The organism is Rhizorhabdus sp. (assembly GCF_018006725.1).
Taxonomy (GTDB): domain Bacteria; phylum Pseudomonadota; class Alphaproteobacteria; order Sphingomonadales; family Sphingomonadaceae; genus Rhizorhabdus.
The window spans coordinates 16,746-31,688 of record NZ_JAGMXV010000033.1 but is presented as its reverse complement, the minus strand read 5'-3'; the positions used below and the strand labels follow the sequence as shown (position 1 = coordinate 31,688).

Here is a 14,943-nt window from a genome sequence, read left to right as displayed (position 1 = left end):
GGGCTGGGCAGCGGCGAACCGTTGAGCAGTGCGAGCGAGTAGCGGTCGCCGAGGCCGCGGACATAGACGAAGCCGTTGCCGACGACCGACAGGCCGGTAACGCGCTGGAGCGCGCCGGCAATGTCGCCGTCGCCGGTGCGGGCGATGTCGGCCGAGGAGAGAACCGAGATCACCTGCGGCGTCGCGCGGATCGTGTTCTCCTGGCGGCGCCCGGTGACGACGATGTCGCGGTTGCTGGCGCCCAGGGTCGAGATTTCGACCTGCTCGTCATCGGCGGTCGTGGCCTGCGCCGGCGGGGCGGAGGTGGCGGGAGCGGCGGTGGTCGGCGCAGCCTGCGCGAGCAGCGCGGCCGGCGACATCAGCGCCGTCGAGACAAGAAGCAGGCGCCCGAAGGCGAGAGGCGTAGTCATGTGGGTTCCCCGTTCGGAATGAGCGAACGGGCGGCGAGCGCTTTCGCGACCGCCGCCCGTCTAGTCAGTGCAAGCGCGGTCAGCTCGGGATCGAGGTGCACGACCCGCTGGTGCTGCCGAACGACGCGGTCGAGGAGTTGCAGGTCCAGCCCGCATACCAGGTGTCGGTCGAGTCGCGCACCGCGCCGATATAGGTCGTGGTGACGAAGAAGCTGCTCAGCGTCCGGGCGTCGAACGGCGTCACTGCGCGCTCATTGGCGCCGTTGATGAACGTGCCGGTCAGCGACGGGGTGAAGGTCGCGTTGTTGTTGGTGCCGGCGTTGAAGATCGTCTGCACGGCGGCTTCGTTGCCATCGGCGCGGAAGGCATTGGTGGCGCAGGAGAGGACGACCGAGCGGAAGACCGGCGGGCCGACATCGTCGAGCGCGGCGTCGGCGGCGCGGGTGGTGGTGCCACCGGTCTCGTCGATGTCGAGGCACGAACCGGTGCCGGTGACGACGCCGTTGACCATCGTATAGTCGGTACCGCCGCGCAGCAGCATCACATTGCCGCCCTGGACGGTCGAGCGCTGGACGAAGGTGAAGTTGGCGAGGCGCGTGTTCTGACGCGGCTGCGCATCTTCGTTGCCGTTCGAGTCGGCTTCGATCATCGAGTCGCCGTTCGAACCGTCGCGCTGGACGCCGATCACGAACTGGATGAAGCCCTTGTAGCCGAGATCGGTGTCGAGCGCGTCATCGTCGGAGCCGGTCATCACCAGATATTTCAGATTGGCGCGGCCACCGAAGATCTCGATGCCGTCGTCCGAGCTGTTGTGGATCTGGATGTGATCGATCGTGGTGCCGCTGCCGATGCCGCCGAGGGTCAGGCCCTGCAGCTCGTTGCCCGGTGCGATGGCGAAGCCCGAATAGCGGATCTGGACATATTGCAGCGTGCCGCTGTTGTCGTCGGCCACCGCGCCGCCATAGACCGAGCCGGTGGTGCCTTCGATGACCTGCTGGCACTGGGCCGAGCCGCCGGCGACCGCGGTGTTGCAATCCGAGATCGGCGCGCGGCCGAGCAGGATGATGCCACCCCACAGGCCCTGGCTGCTGTCGGTGGTGGTGCCGAGGACATTGTCGCGGGCGGTGAAGATGATCGGAGCGCTGGCGGTGCCGATCGCGTTCAGGCGCGAGCCGCGGTTGACGACAAGATAGTCGTTGCCCGACGACGCGAAGACGGTGACGCCCGGCTGGATGGTGAGGGTGACGCGCTGGCCGCCGGCTGCGCTGCCGTCCCCGCCGATGTCGGTGCCGACATTGACCGGTCCAGAAAGCGAGTAGATCACGCCGGGCAGCTTCTGCAGCGTGTAATCGGCCGTGATGCGACCCGACAGTTCGCAGGTGCGGAAGGCGGTGGTGATGGTGCCGCGATCGACCGTGCCGGTCGGGCAGCTGGCGGCTGCCTGACCCGGCGTCGGGGTCGGCGTGGGAGTCGGGGTCGGCGTCGGCGTCGGGGTCGGGGTGATGATGACGCCTTCGCCCGGCGATGCGACGTCGTCGGCGCCGCCGCAGGCGGTGACCGCCATCGCACAGCTGAGCATGAGGATGGTACGGAACTTCTTCATGGTTGCCCCTTTGCGTTGGACCAGAGGCGGATGCCGACTCCCGGGCCGCCTTACGGGAGTCGCCTCTAGTGGGGCTGGATGGCGTCGCGATTACGTGTCCGTGACAGTTTCGAGACAGTCCGGGGCGTTCATCCCCGGTTCGGCCAGGGCCTTTCGCGATACCATTTGGTGATCACATATTTGCTGCCGCTGCGCACCTTCATGCCGGCATGGAGCGTCCAGTCATTGGGCTTTTCTGCGCGGTCGACATTGGCCCAGACCACCAGTTTTCCGGTCTCGGGCTGGATGATCTTGTCGAGGCGGCGGAAGCGGGTTGCGCCGCCTGCGGCGGGCTTGTTCAGATAGACCATCGCCGTCCAGCTGCGTTGCCCGGTCTCGCCGCAATAGGTCATATAGTCGGCGCCGCCAGGCTCGAAATAGTCGGTATGGTCGCGAAACTCCTCGCCGACGTCATATTTCTGGCCCTGGATCGGTTCGCCCAGCGCCGAGTCGATCCCGAGCGTGTCGGCAATGTGCCGGTCGAGCGTCCGGGCGAGGGCGCTCGCCGGATCCATGTCGCAGGTCTTGCTCGTCCGGAAATAGTCGATCCCCTGATCGTCGGCGATCGTGGACGGGCGGTTGTCGCGGTCGATGACCGCCATGACGTCGGCGCATTGCTCCGGCGACAGAAAGTCGCGGATCATGAACAGGTCGATCTTCGGACTCGGCAGCTTCTGCGCACCGAGCGATTTGAGACGGTTTGCGACGGGCGTGACGATGTCGGTCATAGGTCTGCGTCTAGCCGCTCGCGGGCGTCCGATGCCATATCGCTTGTCATCGAACCGTCACGCCGACGACTCCGTCGATCGGGCGCGGCCCGTGGCGCTAGCCGCCAGATCAGGTGCGGCGCGGTCGGCGGCTTCCTTGCGCTCCGAATAGCGGTCCACCAGCTGGGCAGCATGCGGGCGCAGCAATATGGTGAAGCGCACCAGCTCCTCCATCACGTCGACGATCCGGTCATAATAGCTTGAGGGTCGCATCCGCCCCGCTTCGTCGAACTCCTTATAGGCCATCGCGATCGACGACTGATTGGGGATGGTGAACATCCGCATCCAGCGTCCGAGCAGGCGCATCGTGTTGACCGCGTTGAACGATTGCGACCCACCCGAAACCTGCATCAGCGCGAGCGTGCGCCCCTGGGTCGGCCGCATGCCGCGCAGTTCGAGCGGCAGATGATCGATCTGTGCCTTCATCAGCCCGGTGATCGCACCATGGCGTTCGGGGCTGCACCAGACCTGCCCTTCCGACCAGTTCGACAGGGCGCGCAATTCGTGGATGGCGGGATGGTCGTCGCCCTTCACCTGGTCGGGCAGCGGCAAGTCGGACGGATCGAAGATGCGCGTCTCCGCACCGAACAGGCGAAGCAGGCGCGCCGCTTCCTCGACCGCCAGCCGGGAGAAGGAGCGTTCGCGCAGCGAGCCGTAGAGAAGCAGGATGCGGGCTGGCGCACTGTCGTCGCCGAGGCCCGAGGCCGGCCGCGACACGACATGCTCGCGGCGCAGTGCCGGCAGGCTGTCGGGATCAGGCAGCATACGCAGCCGAGCGAATTCGGTGTCGGTCATGCCTCGACGCCTTTCTCATACCAGCTGCGGCTGCGCTTCGCGATCGCGACGACCGACAGCATCACCGGTACTTCGACCAACACGCCAACCACGGTGGCGAGGGCCGCGCCGGACTGGAGCCCGAACAGCGAGATCGCGGCAGCGACCGCAAGCTCGAAGAAGTTGGAGGCGCCGATAAGCGCCGCCGGGGCCGCAACACACCAGGCCACGCCCAGCCTGCGCGACAGCAGATAAGCGATCCCGGCATTGGCATAGACCTGCACGAGGATCGGGACAGCGATGAGCGCGATGACGAGCGGCTGCTGCAGGATGGCATCGCCCTGGAAGCCGAACAGCAACACCAAAGTTGCGAGCAGCGCCGTCATCGAGAGCGGGCCGAGGATGCGCAGCGCTTGTTCGATGCCGCCGCGCGCGCCGAGCCAGCGGCGCAGCATCTGCGCCAGCGCGACCGGTACCACGATGTACAGCGCAACCGACGTCAGCAAAGTCGCCCAGGGCACGGTGATCGACGCGACCCCGAGCAGCAGCGCCACGATCGGCGCGAACAGCAGCACCATCAGCACGTCGTTGAGCGCGACCTGGCTCAGCGTGAAGGCGGGGTCGCCGTCGCAGAGGTTCGACCAGACGAACACCATTGCCGTGCAGGGCGCGGCTGCGAGCAGGATCAGCCCGGCGATATAGGAAGATATCTGGTCCGCCGGCAGCAGCGGGGCGAACAGCCAACCGAGAAAGACCGTGCCGAGCAGCGCCATCGAAAAAGGCTTCACGCCCCAGTTGACGAACAGCGTCACGCCGATGCCGCGCCAATGGCGGCCGACCGCGGCTAGCGCCGAGAAGTCGATCTTCAGCAGCATGGGGATGATCATCAGCCACACGAGTAGCGCGACCGGGACGTTGACCCGCGCGACCTCGGCGGCGGCGATGGCGCGGAAGGCAGTTGGAAACAGATGGCCCAGGCCGATGCCCGCCACGATGCAGAGCGCCACCCAGAGCGAGAGATAGCGCTCGAACCGGTTCATTGTGGTCGTTTCGGTCAGGCGTCCTGGTTCAGGGGCGGCCATCAGGCAGACGCTCCGGCGGAGGCGCCTTCGGTACGGCCGATCTCGCGCAGCTTCTCGCGCAGAGCGATGCGGTCGAGCCCCTCGATCGGCAGCGCGATGAGCAGCGACAGCCGGTTCTCGATCAGCCGCAGGGCGTGGCGGAAGGCGGCTTCGCGGGTCGCGTCGTCGCCGGTGATGTCGGACGGATCCTCGATCCCCCAATGGGCTGTCATCGGGTGGCCGGGCCAGATGGGGCAGCTTTCTCCGGCTGCGGAATCGCACACGGTGAAGATGAAGTCGAACGTGGGTGCGTCGGCACCCGCGAACTCGTCCCAGCTTTTCGAACGTAGCGCGTCGGTCGGGTAGCCGAGCTTGCGGAGCAGGGCGAAGGCGTCGGGGTTGACCTCGCCGCGCGGGCGACTTCCGGCCGAAAAAGCGCGGAAGCGCTCCCCGCCCATGCGGGTCAACGCGCTTTCGGCGAGGATCGACCGGGCCGAGTTGCCGGTGCAGAGAAACAGGACATTGTAGCTTGGCTCGCTCATGGCGGGTCCTTCAGCAGCAGGGAGAAAGTTCGGCCAGGATCGGTGCGCACAGCTCGGCATTGCCGCCGCAGCAGTCCTGAAGAAGGAACAGGACCAGAGTCCGCAGACGATCCAGCTGGACTCGGTAGATGATCGAGCGGCCGTCGCGCTCGGACTGCAGCAGTCCGGCGCGGGAGAGGATCGCCAGATGGGTCGACAGCGTGTTCGGCTGGACGTTCAGCGCGCGGGCGATGTCGCCGGCCGGCAGGCCTTCCGGCTCGGCGCGGACGAGCAGCCGGAAGATGTCGAGCCGCGTTTCCAGCGCGAGCGCGGACAAGGCGGTCACGGCCTGATTCGTTTCCATGTTTCGACGAATATCGAAATATTAGGAGGCAGTCCAGACGGAGCTGTGCGCGGGCCGGTGCTCGCGGCCCGCGCAGATCATCAGGGGCGCACAGCCTTGGCGGCCTTTGGCGCGAAGACGTCGCCGAAGAAGTCCCCCTTGTACCAGAGCGGCGGGGTGTCGGCGTCGGCCATCGCGCGCATGATCCGGTAATTGGCCTCGGAGAAACGGGCGGCCGCGCGCCAGTCGATTGCCTGCTGCATGTCGTCGTCGGGATGGTGATAGGCGCCGGCCAGGAAGCTCTTCCACTTCGCCTCGCCGCCATTGGCGAAGCCGGTCGCCAGGAACACCGCCGGTACGCCTTGCTTGACGAACATATAATGGTCCGACCGCACGAAGATCGTCTCGGCAGGCATCGGATCGGGCGACAGAGCGATGCCCATCGGCGCGACCGCCTTGGCGACGATTGGGCCGAGGGTCGAATGATCGGCGCCAAAGGCGGTGACGTCGGTGAAGGGATAAAGCAGCAGCGGCATGTCGAGGTCGACATTGCCGACGATCGACGCGATCGGCACCGACGGATGGCGCGCGAAATAATCGGCGCCGAGCAAGCCCTTTTCCTCACCGGTCGAGGCGAGGAAGATCAGCGAGCGGCGCGGCCTGGACGGCGCTTCGGCTGCCGCTTTCGCGACCTCCAGCATCGTGGCGATGCCGGCGGCATTGTCGAGCGCGCCATTGTTGATGCGATCGGTATCGGGCTTGTCGTCCGATTTTGCCGGGACAATGCCGACATGGTCGAGATGCGCCGACAGGACGACATATTGCGCCTTCAGCGTCGGATCGCTGCCCGGCAATATGCCGACGACATTGGGGCTGGTCACTTTCGTCGTCGCGCTCTGACTGCGGATGCGAACCTTGGTCTTGAGCGCGAAGCCCTTGGGGCGGCCGCCTTCCTTGTCCGCGACCGCGCGGATGGCGGCGAGTGACTGGCGCGCGCCGGCGAAGACGGCTTCGGCGGCGGGATCGTTGAGCGTCGCGCCGATGCGGATGCCGGGCGCCTCGTCGAACGCCTTGCCGTCCGAGCCGACCCAGGCGAAGTCCGGCTCATCGGCGAAGTGCAGCATCTGTGGCCAGGGGCGGGTTTTCTTCGACAGCAATGTGCCAACTGTCAGCATGCCGATCGCACCATGATCCTGCGCCGCCTTCGCCTTGGTCGCGCCGACATGCGCGCCTTCCTCGCTCGGCACGCCTTTGGGATAGCCGCGCAGGACGACGACGATCTTCCCCTTCACGTCGAGCCCGGCATAGTCGTCGATGCCGAGGCGCTTGTCCTGAATGCCATAGCCGACGAACACCAGCGGGGCCGCGATGTCGAGATCGGGCTCGTTGGGGCTGACCCCGACGATCGCGTCCCCGCCATGCGTCCACATCTGCGGAGCGCCGCCTGGGCCGCTCACCGTTACGGTGGCTGGGGTCGCACCGCGCACGGTCTTCTGCAGCGTGACACGCTGATACCAGCTGCCCTCGTCCCCGCCGGGCTGCAGCCCGAGGGCCTCGAAGCGGCTGGCGACATAGCGCGCGGCGATCTCATGGCCCCGGCTGCCGGTGTCACGGCCTTCGAGCAGATCGTCGGCGAGGAAGCCGACCGTCGCGCGGAAGCTTTCGGGGCGGAAGGCCGGATCGGCCGGAGCGGGGGCAGTAGCGCCGATCGGCGATGCGATAAGGGCAAGGGCAGCAAGCGCGCCGATGATATGCGTATTCAAAAGGAACCTCGTCCATGGGGTCAGACGCCCGACCCTAGAGCGCGCTTGCGTCCTGTCCAGTGCCCGTCGGGCTGGGCAGGGTCAGCGGCTTACGAGGAAGACGGCGTGCTCGGCGCGCAGATTGGCGGCGGCGGCTGCGCGCTGTCGGCTGCCGGTCAGGAACCAGGCCTGTTCGACGGTGATGCCGCGTTCGCGCACGAAGGCGCGGAAGTCGTCGATCGTCAGCTGGTGGATGTTCTGCGTCTCGTACCAGCTGACGGGAAGAGCCGGGGTCACCGGCATGCGCCCGCCCCAGGCGAGGCTCAGGCGGACCCGCCAATAAGCGAAATTGGGAAAGGAGACGAACGCACGCCGGCCGATGCGCAGCAGTTCCTCGAGCACCTTGTCGGGCGCGCGGGCGGTCTGCAGCGTCTGGCTCAGGATCGCATAGTCGAACGCCTTGTCGGGATAGTTGACGAGGTCGGTGTCGGCGTCGCCCTGGATGACCGACAGGCCCCGGCCGACCGCTGCCGACACATTGCCCCGGTCGATCTCGATCCCGCGCGCGTCGCAGCCGCGGGCGCGCAGCACCGCCATCAGCTCGCCGTCGCCGCAGCCGACATCGAGCACGCGCGCGCCGGGCTTCACATGATCGGCGATGACCGCAAGGTCGGGCCGCAACTCGCTCACCGGCTTTCTCCCGCGCGCAGGAAGCCATCGACGACCCGGTTGAGCTCCGGCACGTCGAGCAGGAAGGCGTCATGGCCAAAGGGCGAACTCAGCTCGACGAAGCTGACGGGGGCACCGGCGGCGTTGAGCGCATGGACGATCGCACGCGACTCCGCCGTCGGATAGAGCCAGTCGGTATCGAAGCTGACCAGACAGAAGCGTGTGCGCTTGGATCCGGCAAAGGCGTTGGCGAGAAGGCCGCCATGTTCCTCGGCCAGGTCGAAATAGTCCATCGCCCGGGTGATGTAGAGATAGGAGTTGGCGTCGAACCGATCGACGAAGCTGATCCCCTGGTGGCGCAGATAGGACTCGATCTGGAAGTCCGCATCGAAGCCGAAGCTCTTGGCGTCGCGCGCCTGAAGGCGGCGGCCGAATTTCTCGGTCAGCCCCGCTTCGGACAGATAGGTGATGTGAGCCGCCATGCGCGCCACGGCGAGGCCAGAGGCAGGCGGATCGCCTTCGGCATAATAATCGCCATTGCGCCAGCGGGGGTCGGCCATGATCGCCTGCCGCCCGACCTCGTGAAAGGCGATATTCTGTGCCGAGTGGCGCGCGGCCGAGGCGATCACTACGACGGACAGCACGCGCTCGGGATAGGTCGCCGCCCATTCGAGCACCTGCATCCCGCCCATCGAGCCGCCGACGACCGCCGCGAGCATGCGCACGCCAAGATGATCGAGCAGCATCGCCTGGGCGCGCACCATGTCGCGGATCGTGATGACCGGAAAACGCATCGCATAGGGCGTGCCCGTCGCCGGATCGACGCTGGCGGGCCCCGAACTGCCGAGGCAGCTGCCGAGCACATTGGCGCAGATGATGAAATGGCGCGCGGGGTCGATCGGCTTGCCGGTGCCGACCATGCGCGTCCACCAGCCCGGTTTGCCGGTGATCGGGTGGGTCGAGGCGACATGCTGGTCGCCGGTCAGCGCATGGCAGATCAGGATCGCGTTCGAACCGGCCGCGTCGAGCGTGCCATAGGTTTCATAGGCGATCGACACGGGCGAGAGGCGCGCGCCGCCGTCCAGCGCCAGCGGGCCGGGCAGAATCACGGAACGGGCAAGGCCGAAACGGCTGTCGTCGCTCATCGGGACTTGCGCGCTAGGCCCGCCGTCCGGGGCTGTCAACGGCCCGCCCGGCCCATTGCGGCGGGCGGGCTTCGCCCCTAAAGCGCGACGCATGACACAGACGCTCGCGCCCAAGCCCTGGATCGACGCCATCGCGCCTTATGTTCCGGGACGATCGACCACGGACGACGGCCGCAAGGTGGCCAAGCTCTCGTCCAACGAAAACCCGCTCGGCACCAGCGACGCGGCTCGGCAGGGCTTCCTCGCCGGAGCGGCTTCGCTCGACCGCTACCCCGACGCTTCGGCGGTGGCTCTGCGCGAGGCTATCGCAGCGGCCCATGGCGGGCTCGATCCTGCTCGGGTCATCTATGGCACGGGATCGGACGAGATCTTGCACCTTGCTGCTGGCGCCTATGCAGGGCAGGGCGACGAAGTCCTGTTCGTGCGCTACGGCTTTTCGGTCTATCCGATAGCGGCTCGCCGCGTCGGTGCCGAACCGGTGCAGGCGCCCGACCGCGACTATGCGACCGATGTCGATGCGCTGATCGCGCATATCACGCCGCGCACGCGGGTCATCTTCCTCGCCAATCCGAACAACCCGACCGGCACCTACACCAGCCGGGCGGACATCGCGCGGCTCCACGCGGCGACCCCGGCAGATTGCCTGCTCGTGATCGACCAGGCCTATGCCGAATATCTCGAGCCTGAGGATGACGACGGCGCGTTCGAGCTGGCGCAGCGTGAGCCGAATGTTCTGGTCACCCGCACTTTCTCCAAGATCTATGGTCTGGCGGCCGAGCGGATCGGCTGGGGCTATGCCAGTGCGCCCGTGATCGATGCGCTGCACCGTATCCGCGCTCCGTTCAACGTCACCACCGCCGGCCAGATGGCGGCGATCGCTGCGCTGGGCGACGCCGATTTCGTGACCCGCAGCCGCGAGCATAATCTGCGCTGGCGCGACTGGTTCGAGGCGGAGATCGCCGGCCTCGGCAACAAGGGCCTGCGCGCGGTGCCGAGCAAGGCCAATTTCTCGCTGGTGCTGTTCGAGGGCAAGCTGACCGCAGAAGCCGCCTATAAGGGGCTGATGGACGCTGGCTATATCGTCCGCTGGCTGCCCGGTCAGGGGCTGCCCCACGGCCTGCGCATCACGATCGGTACCGAAGAAGAGATCACCGGCCTGACGGCAGCCCTGCGCGCGCTCGTCGAGGCTGCCGGCTGATGCTGCCTTTCGCGCGCGTCACCATCATCGGGCTCGGGTTGATCGGCTCGTCGATCGCTCGCGCGGTGCAGGCGCAGATGCCGACCGTTCGCCTGACCGGCTATGATGCGAGCCCCGAGGTGCGCGAACGCGCGCGCCGGATCGGCTTCGTCGACGACGTCACCGACACGGCGGGCGCCTCGGTGCTCGATGCCGATCTCGTCATCTTCTGCGTTCCGGTCGGAGCGATGGCTGCTGCTGCGGCGGAGATCGCCGACGATCTGCCCGCCGACGCGATCGTCAGCGATGTCGGCTCGTCGAAGGAAAGCGTGCTTGCGGCGCTCGGCGCGGCGCTGCCCGGTGCGACGATCATTCCGGCCCACCCGGTCGCCGGCACCGAGAACAGCGGTCCCGATGCCGGCTTCGCGACCCTGTTCAAGGGACGCTGGTGCATCGTCACCCCGCCCGAAGGAAGCGATCCGACGGCGGTCGAACGGGTGTCCGAATTCTGGCGGCGGATGGGCGCCAATGTCGAGACGATGGATCCGCGCCATCATGATCGCGTTCTGGCGGTCACCAGCCACCTGCCCCACCTGATCGCCTATACGATCGTCGGCACGGCATCGGACATGGAAGAGGTGACCCAGAGCGAGGTCATCAAATTCTCGGCTGGCGGCTTTCGCGACTTCACGCGCATCGCCGCTTCGGACCCGACGATGTGGCGCGACGTGTTCCTCAACAACAAGGAAGCGGTGCTGGAGATGCTCCAGCGCTTTACCGAGGATCTGACCGCGCTCCAGCGCGCGATCCGCTGGGGCGATGGCGACACGCTGCACGAGCTGTTCAGCCGGACCCGCACGATCCGCCGGTCGATCATCGAACAGGGTCAGGACGACGCCAAGCCGGACTTCGGCCGCTCGCACTGACGGCCGGACAGCGGGGCTCAGGCCTCGAGCGCGTTGATCGCGGCATGGACCCGCCGCTCGACTTCGTCGCGCGGCAGGCCCGGCGGAATGGGATCGCCCAGACGAATGGTGATGACGCCGGGCCATTTGCGGAAGCTGTGGCGCGGCCACACGATCCCGCTGTCGAGTGCGATCGGAACGACGGGCAGGCGAAGCTGCTTGTAGAGGCCGGCGAATCCCGGCTGCAGTGGCGGCTTTTCGCCGGGGGGAACGCGCGTCCCCTCGGGAAAGATCAGCACCGACCGGCCGGCTTCGCGCGCGTCCGCAGCTGCCCGCATCATGCGCCGCAACGCCTTTGCGGAGCCGGCCCGGTCCACGGGGATCACGCCCTGCCTGCGCGCGATGGCGCCGAAAAGGGGTATGTCGGCCAGTTCGCGTTTCAGCACCGTGGCGGGGCCGCGGAGCGCTTTCAACAGCTCCAGCGTCTCGAACATCGATTGGTGCTTGGCTGCGTACAAGACCGTGCCTTCGGGCAGAGTGCCTTCGAAGCGGACGCGGATGCCGAGGATGTGGCGCGTCGCCCAGCGGTGCATGCTCGCCCAGCGTTGGGCTTGCGCGCGCACCGCTGCATTGCCGAAGGGCACCAGCAGAAAGGCGGTGAGCACCGCGACCGTCGTGCCCGTGTAGAAAACAAGCGCGAACAGCACCGAACGCAACCAGATCATCATACCCCCACGAGAGCGGCGAGCCGCCGCAGCACATATTTATTATATTCGCGGACCAGGTCGGACAGCGCCGGCTGGGTCGGCACCGCGTCGGCGACGATCACCAGCCCGTCGGGCGCCATCGCCTCCAGGTCGAAGCGGGCGCGGCGCATATGCCAGTCCGAAGTGACCAGCCGGATGCTGCGATAGCGGTTGCGCGCGATCCAGCGGGTCGCCTCCTCGGCATTGGAACGGGTGTCCACCGACTCGTGGCCGAGGTCGACGCAGCAGTCGACCAGCGCCTCGGGTGCCTTGAACTGCACCGCCAGTTCATGCGGCCGGACGCGGCGATCGGTGCCCGACACCAGCAGGCGCTTGGCCCGCTTGCGGGCGAGCATGTCCAGCCCGCGCTCGACCCGTCCTCGCCCGCCCGTGGTCACGACGATGCCGTCGGTAACCACCGTATCGGTGGCCGGTTGCGGCAGGAACAGCGCGAACGCCATGAAGCCGAGAATCCACAGCAGCAGGAGGGCGGACAGGCTGCGAACGATCACAGCCGCTTCCTGAGGGCGAGGATGATGGTGAGGCGCGCCGCGAGCATGGCGAGCAGCGTACCCGCAAGCGGCAGCAACGCCAGCACGAACCATGCGAAACCCGGCAGGGCGACCGACCCGATCAGGTCGGATCCGACCCGGGCGATGCGGTCGCCGACCGCAAGGATGACGAAGGAGGCGAGCAGCAGTCCGACGAGGCCGCCGAACAGCGCGTCGGTCGCGATCCGCCGCTGGAAAAGCTGCGCGATCTGCGCATCGGTCGACCCCAGATGGTGCATGACGTCGATCGTCGCCTGATGCGTGTTGAGAGCGGCGCGCGCGGCGAGGACCACGGTGAAGGCGGCGGCGGCCGCCATCAGCAGGACCAGCACCATCGCCAGCCAGCGCAGCGCGCCGATCAGCCCCGACAGCGGCGCCAGCCATTGGGCATGGTCGTCGACGCGCGCCTGCGGGGCGATTGCCTTCACCCGCGCGGCGACGGCAGGAAGGGCCTGGCGTGCACCCTCGGCAAAGACGACGTCGATCATCGCCGGTACGGGCAGGTCGCTGTCGGCGAGGCCCCCGCCGAGCCAGGGACGCAGCAGTTCGGTGATCTCGGCCTCGCCGATCCGCCGGACCGAGGCGACCCCCGGCTGCTCGGCGATCATAGTCACCAGGCGGTCGGCGACGGCGTCGCGCCGCGGTTGGTTGGCATCGACGATCTGGATCGTGGCCTGGGCATAGACATGGCTGTCGAGGCCGCGCGCCGCATAGCCAAGCGCGAGGCCGGCCGCTGCCGCCAGCACCATCAGAAACATCATGATCGCGATGACCCAGGGCATCGGACCCGACAGCCAGCCCTCCGGCAAAATCCGCCGGCCCGCCGCACTGGTCAGCCAGTTTCCCGATCCGCGTCCGAACAGCGCCATCAGTGCGCCGCTCCAATCGGCTGCGCCAGGCGCCCCTTGTCGAGCCGGATCAGCTGCGCGTTGCGCACACGCGGGATCAGGTGAAGGTCGTGGGTGGCGACGACGATCGCCGTCCCAAGCTTGTTGAGCGCTTCGAAGAGATAGAGCAGGCGGCCGGCCATGTCCGGGTCGACATTGCCCGTCGGCTCGTCCGCGACGAGGATTTCGGGTCGGCCGATCACCGCGCGGGCGATCGCCACGCGCTGCTGCTCTCCGCCCGATAGGGTCGCGGGCTTGGCATGGGCGCGGCCCGACAGGCCGACCCATTCGAGCATCTCGCGCACCGGGGTGTCGATATCGGCCTCGGCGACGCCGTTCACGCGCAGCGGCAAGGCGATATTCTCATAGGCTGACAGATGGTCGATGAGCCGGAAATCCTGGAACACCGTGCCGATCCTGCGGCGAAAGCCGGGGATGCGCGCGCGGGGCAGCGTGACGACATCCTCCCCGAACATCCGGATCAGGCCCCGGCTGGGTCGCTGGGCCAGATAGATGAGGCGCAGCAGCGAGCTCTTGCCCGCGCCCGATGGGCCGGTGAGAAAATAGAAGGCGCCGGCCGCGAGGTCGAAGCTCAGGTCGCTCAACGTCTCCATGGCGGAGCCGTAGCGCAGCCCGACATTTTCGAACTGGACGATATTGCTGGCCCCCGGCCTCATCCTGTCGATCCCTCGCACATCGGCGGAGCCATGGCACAGCACAGGCGCGCCCGCAAATGCTTGCAGCCGGAGTCGTCTAGGGTCTAGTGAAGGGCATCCATGATACTGATCTGCCCCGCCTGTAACACCCGCTACCTCGTTCCCGACGCCGCGATCGGGGCTTCGGGCCGCCAGGTTCGCTGCGCCAGCTGCAAGCATAGCTGGTTCCAGGATCCGCCTTCGCTGGGGCTCGACGAGCGTGCGCGCTCCGCCGATAGCGGCCCTGCCGCCCCGGTTGCGCCCGTCTCTCCGGCCCCCGCCGCGCCAACGATCGTCGAACCTGTCCCACCCCCGGCAGGGCCGACGAGCGAGGTTCCCGAAAATGAGGTCCAGGCCCGCTATGACGGCCCGCGCGAGGTGTCGCCGATCCATGACATCGTACCGGCCGGTCGTCGTCGGCGGAACACGGCCAGGCTGCTGACGATCGCCTCGATCATCATCGCGCTGCTGTTGCTGTCGGGCATCGGCGCCGTGGTTGCCGTCGGACCGGACAAGCTGGCCGAAAAGCTGGGCATCGTGCCCGCGCCCGTGCCGCTGGTGATTGAGATGACCGGCAAGCCCGAGCGGCGCGAGACCGCCAGCGGCAATGAACTGCTCGCCGTCACCGGCAAGGTCGTAAACCCGACCGATCAGCCGCAGACGGTCCGCGACATTCGCGCCGAGTTGCGCGATACGCAGGGCCGCACCGTCTATAGCTGGACGATCACACGGCCCGTGCCGATCCTCGCACCTGGCGCCTCGGCCGAGTTCGATAGCGCTGCGGTCGACATTCCGCGAGGCGCCAAGAATCTGCACCTGAGCTTCATCGGGCCGACCGGCAGCTGATCCTGGCGGCCGCTGCGGAACAAGCCGGCGCGGCTGCGGTTCGGCCCGGCACCATGGACAGG

At 67.4% G+C, this 14,943-nt stretch carries 17 protein-coding genes; 3 read left to right on the top strand and 14 right to left on the bottom strand.

The genetic code is table 11. The features are described 5' to 3' along the window. The 10 genes from KAY22_RS07335 to KAY22_RS07290 all read right to left on the bottom strand — a co-directional run. A partial coding sequence (locus tag KAY22_RS07335; RefSeq protein WP_296621716.1) for a TonB-dependent receptor plug domain-containing protein occupies positions 1 to 410 on the bottom strand: 410 nt, incomplete at its 3' end. 79 nt (positions 411 to 489) lie between these two features. Further along, entirely contained in the window at positions 490 to 2,013 is a 1,524-nt protein-coding gene (locus tag KAY22_RS07330) for a hypothetical protein (protein WP_296621713.1), read from the bottom strand. Positions 2,014 to 2,141: 128 nt separating this feature from the next. Beyond that, complete coding sequence (locus KAY22_RS07325; RefSeq protein WP_296621711.1) at positions 2,142 to 2,780, bottom strand: 2OG-Fe(II) oxygenase; 639 nt, start codon at positions 2,778 to 2,780, stop codon at positions 2,142 to 2,144. 57 nt (positions 2,781 to 2,837) lie between these two features. After that, positions 2,838 to 3,614, bottom strand: coding sequence for an arsenical resistance protein ArsH (gene arsH / locus KAY22_RS07320; RefSeq protein WP_296621710.1), 777 nt, complete (start codon positions 3,612 to 3,614; stop codon positions 2,838 to 2,840). Beyond that, complete coding sequence (gene arsB, locus KAY22_RS07315) at positions 3,611 to 4,633, bottom strand: ACR3 family arsenite efflux transporter (RefSeq protein ID WP_296621724.1); 1,023 nt, start codon at positions 4,631 to 4,633, stop codon at positions 3,611 to 3,613. The genes arsH and arsB overlap by 4 nt, the downstream gene beginning before the upstream one ends. A gap of 41 nt (positions 4,634 to 4,674) precedes the next feature. Next, on the bottom strand, positions 4,675 to 5,196 hold the full coding sequence (locus KAY22_RS07310) for an arsenate reductase ArsC (RefSeq protein ID WP_296621708.1): 522 nt from the start codon (positions 5,194 to 5,196) through the stop codon (positions 4,675 to 4,677). A 10-nt stretch (positions 5,197 to 5,206) separates the two neighbouring features. Next, positions 5,207 to 5,539 carry a metalloregulator ArsR/SmtB family transcription factor gene (locus KAY22_RS07305; RefSeq protein WP_296621704.1) on the bottom strand — a complete coding sequence of 111 codons (333 nt, stop codon included), beginning with the start codon at positions 5,537 to 5,539 and terminating at the stop codon, positions 5,207 to 5,209. 80 nt (positions 5,540 to 5,619) lie between these two features. Next, on the bottom strand, positions 5,620 to 7,269 hold the full coding sequence (locus KAY22_RS07300) for a M28 family metallopeptidase (RefSeq protein ID WP_296621722.1): 1,650 nt from the start codon (positions 7,267 to 7,269) through the stop codon (positions 5,620 to 5,622). Positions 7,270 to 7,362: 93 nt separating this feature from the next. Further along, positions 7,363 to 7,950, bottom strand: coding sequence for a methionine biosynthesis protein MetW (metW, locus tag KAY22_RS07295; RefSeq protein ID WP_296621701.1), 588 nt, complete (start codon positions 7,948 to 7,950; stop codon positions 7,363 to 7,365). Further along, positions 7,947 to 9,074 (bottom strand): homoserine O-acetyltransferase, encoded by a 1,128-nt coding sequence (locus KAY22_RS07290; RefSeq protein WP_296621698.1) that lies wholly within the window; start codon positions 9,072 to 9,074, stop codon positions 7,947 to 7,949. The genes metW and KAY22_RS07290 overlap by 4 nt, the downstream gene beginning before the upstream one ends. A gap of 91 nt (positions 9,075 to 9,165) precedes the next feature. On the opposite strand from KAY22_RS07290, the gene hisC reads away from it, so the two are divergent. Next, positions 9,166 to 10,272 carry a histidinol-phosphate transaminase gene (hisC, locus tag KAY22_RS07285; protein ID WP_296621696.1) on the top strand — a complete coding sequence of 369 codons (1,107 nt, stop codon included), beginning with the start codon at positions 9,166 to 9,168 and terminating at the stop codon, positions 10,270 to 10,272. Then, positions 10,272 to 11,177 carry a prephenate/arogenate dehydrogenase family protein gene (locus KAY22_RS07280; RefSeq protein WP_296621694.1) on the top strand — a complete coding sequence of 302 codons (906 nt, stop codon included), beginning with the start codon at positions 10,272 to 10,274 and terminating at the stop codon, positions 11,175 to 11,177. Before hisC ends, KAY22_RS07280 begins: the two co-directional genes overlap by 1 nt. 17 nt (positions 11,178 to 11,194) lie before the next feature. On the opposite strand, the gene KAY22_RS07275 is transcribed toward KAY22_RS07280, so the two are convergent. The 4 genes from KAY22_RS07275 to ftsE are packed head-to-tail and all read right to left on the bottom strand — an operon-like array spanning position 11,195 to position 14,017. Next, positions 11,195 to 11,881 (bottom strand): lysophospholipid acyltransferase family protein, encoded by a 687-nt coding sequence (locus KAY22_RS07275; protein WP_296621720.1) that lies wholly within the window; start codon positions 11,879 to 11,881, stop codon positions 11,195 to 11,197. Beyond that, on the bottom strand, positions 11,881 to 12,414 hold the full coding sequence (locus KAY22_RS07270; protein WP_296621692.1) for a YdcF family protein: 534 nt from the start codon (positions 12,412 to 12,414) through the stop codon (positions 11,881 to 11,883). Before KAY22_RS07270 ends, KAY22_RS07275 begins: the two co-directional genes overlap by 1 nt. Further along, a complete protein-coding gene (locus KAY22_RS07265; RefSeq protein WP_296621689.1) occupies positions 12,411 to 13,322 on the bottom strand; it encodes a cell division protein in 912 nt (303 codons plus the stop codon). Before KAY22_RS07265 ends, KAY22_RS07270 begins: the two co-directional genes overlap by 4 nt. Further along, entirely contained in the window at positions 13,322 to 14,017 is a 696-nt protein-coding gene (gene ftsE, locus KAY22_RS07260; protein WP_296621682.1) for a cell division ATP-binding protein FtsE, read from the bottom strand. The genes KAY22_RS07265 and ftsE overlap by 1 nt, the downstream gene beginning before the upstream one ends. Positions 14,018 to 14,116: 99 nt before the next feature. On the opposite strand from ftsE, the gene KAY22_RS07255 reads away from it, so the two are divergent. After that, positions 14,117 to 14,881: an MJ0042-type zinc finger domain-containing protein gene (locus KAY22_RS07255; protein ID WP_296621679.1), complete on the top strand. Its 765-nt coding sequence runs from the start codon at positions 14,117 to 14,119 to the stop codon at positions 14,879 to 14,881. The last annotated feature ends 62 nt before the right edge of the window (positions 14,882 to 14,943 follow it).

What these genes read in the sequence shown, in the direction of transcription:
- KAY22_RS07330 (WP_296621713.1), bottom strand. Translation starts at nt 2,013, where the DNA reads ATGAAGAAGTTCCGTACCATCCTCATGCTCAGCTGTGCGATGGCGGTC.
- KAY22_RS07325 (WP_296621711.1), bottom strand. Translation starts at nt 2,780, where the DNA reads ATGACCGACATCGTCACGCCCGTCGCAAACCGTCTCAAATCGCTCGGT.
- arsH (WP_296621710.1), bottom strand. Translation starts at nt 3,614, where the DNA reads ATGACCGACACCGAATTCGCTCGGCTGCGTATGCTGCCTGATCCCGAC.
- arsB (WP_296621724.1), bottom strand. Translation starts at nt 4,633, where the DNA reads ATGAACCGGTTCGAGCGCTATCTCTCGCTCTGGGTGGCGCTCTGCATC.
- KAY22_RS07310 (WP_296621708.1), bottom strand. Translation starts at nt 5,196, where the DNA reads ATGAGCGAGCCAAGCTACAATGTCCTGTTTCTCTGCACCGGCAACTCG.
- KAY22_RS07305 (WP_296621704.1), bottom strand. Translation starts at nt 5,539, where the DNA reads ATGGAAACGAATCAGGCCGTGACCGCCTTGTCCGCGCTCGCGCTGGAA.
- KAY22_RS07290 (WP_296621698.1), bottom strand. Translation starts at nt 9,074, where the DNA reads ATGAGCGACGACAGCCGTTTCGGCCTTGCCCGTTCCGTGATTCTGCCC.
- hisC (WP_296621696.1), top strand. Translation starts at nt 9,166, where the DNA reads ATGACACAGACGCTCGCGCCCAAGCCCTGGATCGACGCCATCGCGCCT.
- KAY22_RS07280 (WP_296621694.1), top strand. Translation starts at nt 10,272, where the DNA reads ATGCTGCCTTTCGCGCGCGTCACCATCATCGGGCTCGGGTTGATCGGC.
- KAY22_RS07275 (WP_296621720.1), bottom strand. Translation starts at nt 11,881, where the DNA reads ATGATCTGGTTGCGTTCGGTGCTGTTCGCGCTTGTTTTCTACACGGGC.
- KAY22_RS07265 (WP_296621689.1), bottom strand. Translation starts at nt 13,322, where the DNA reads ATGGCGCTGTTCGGACGCGGATCGGGAAACTGGCTGACCAGTGCGGCG.
- ftsE (WP_296621682.1), bottom strand. Translation starts at nt 14,017, where the DNA reads ATGAGGCCGGGGGCCAGCAATATCGTCCAGTTCGAAAATGTCGGGCTG.
- KAY22_RS07255 (WP_296621679.1), top strand. Translation starts at nt 14,117, where the DNA reads ATGATACTGATCTGCCCCGCCTGTAACACCCGCTACCTCGTTCCCGAC.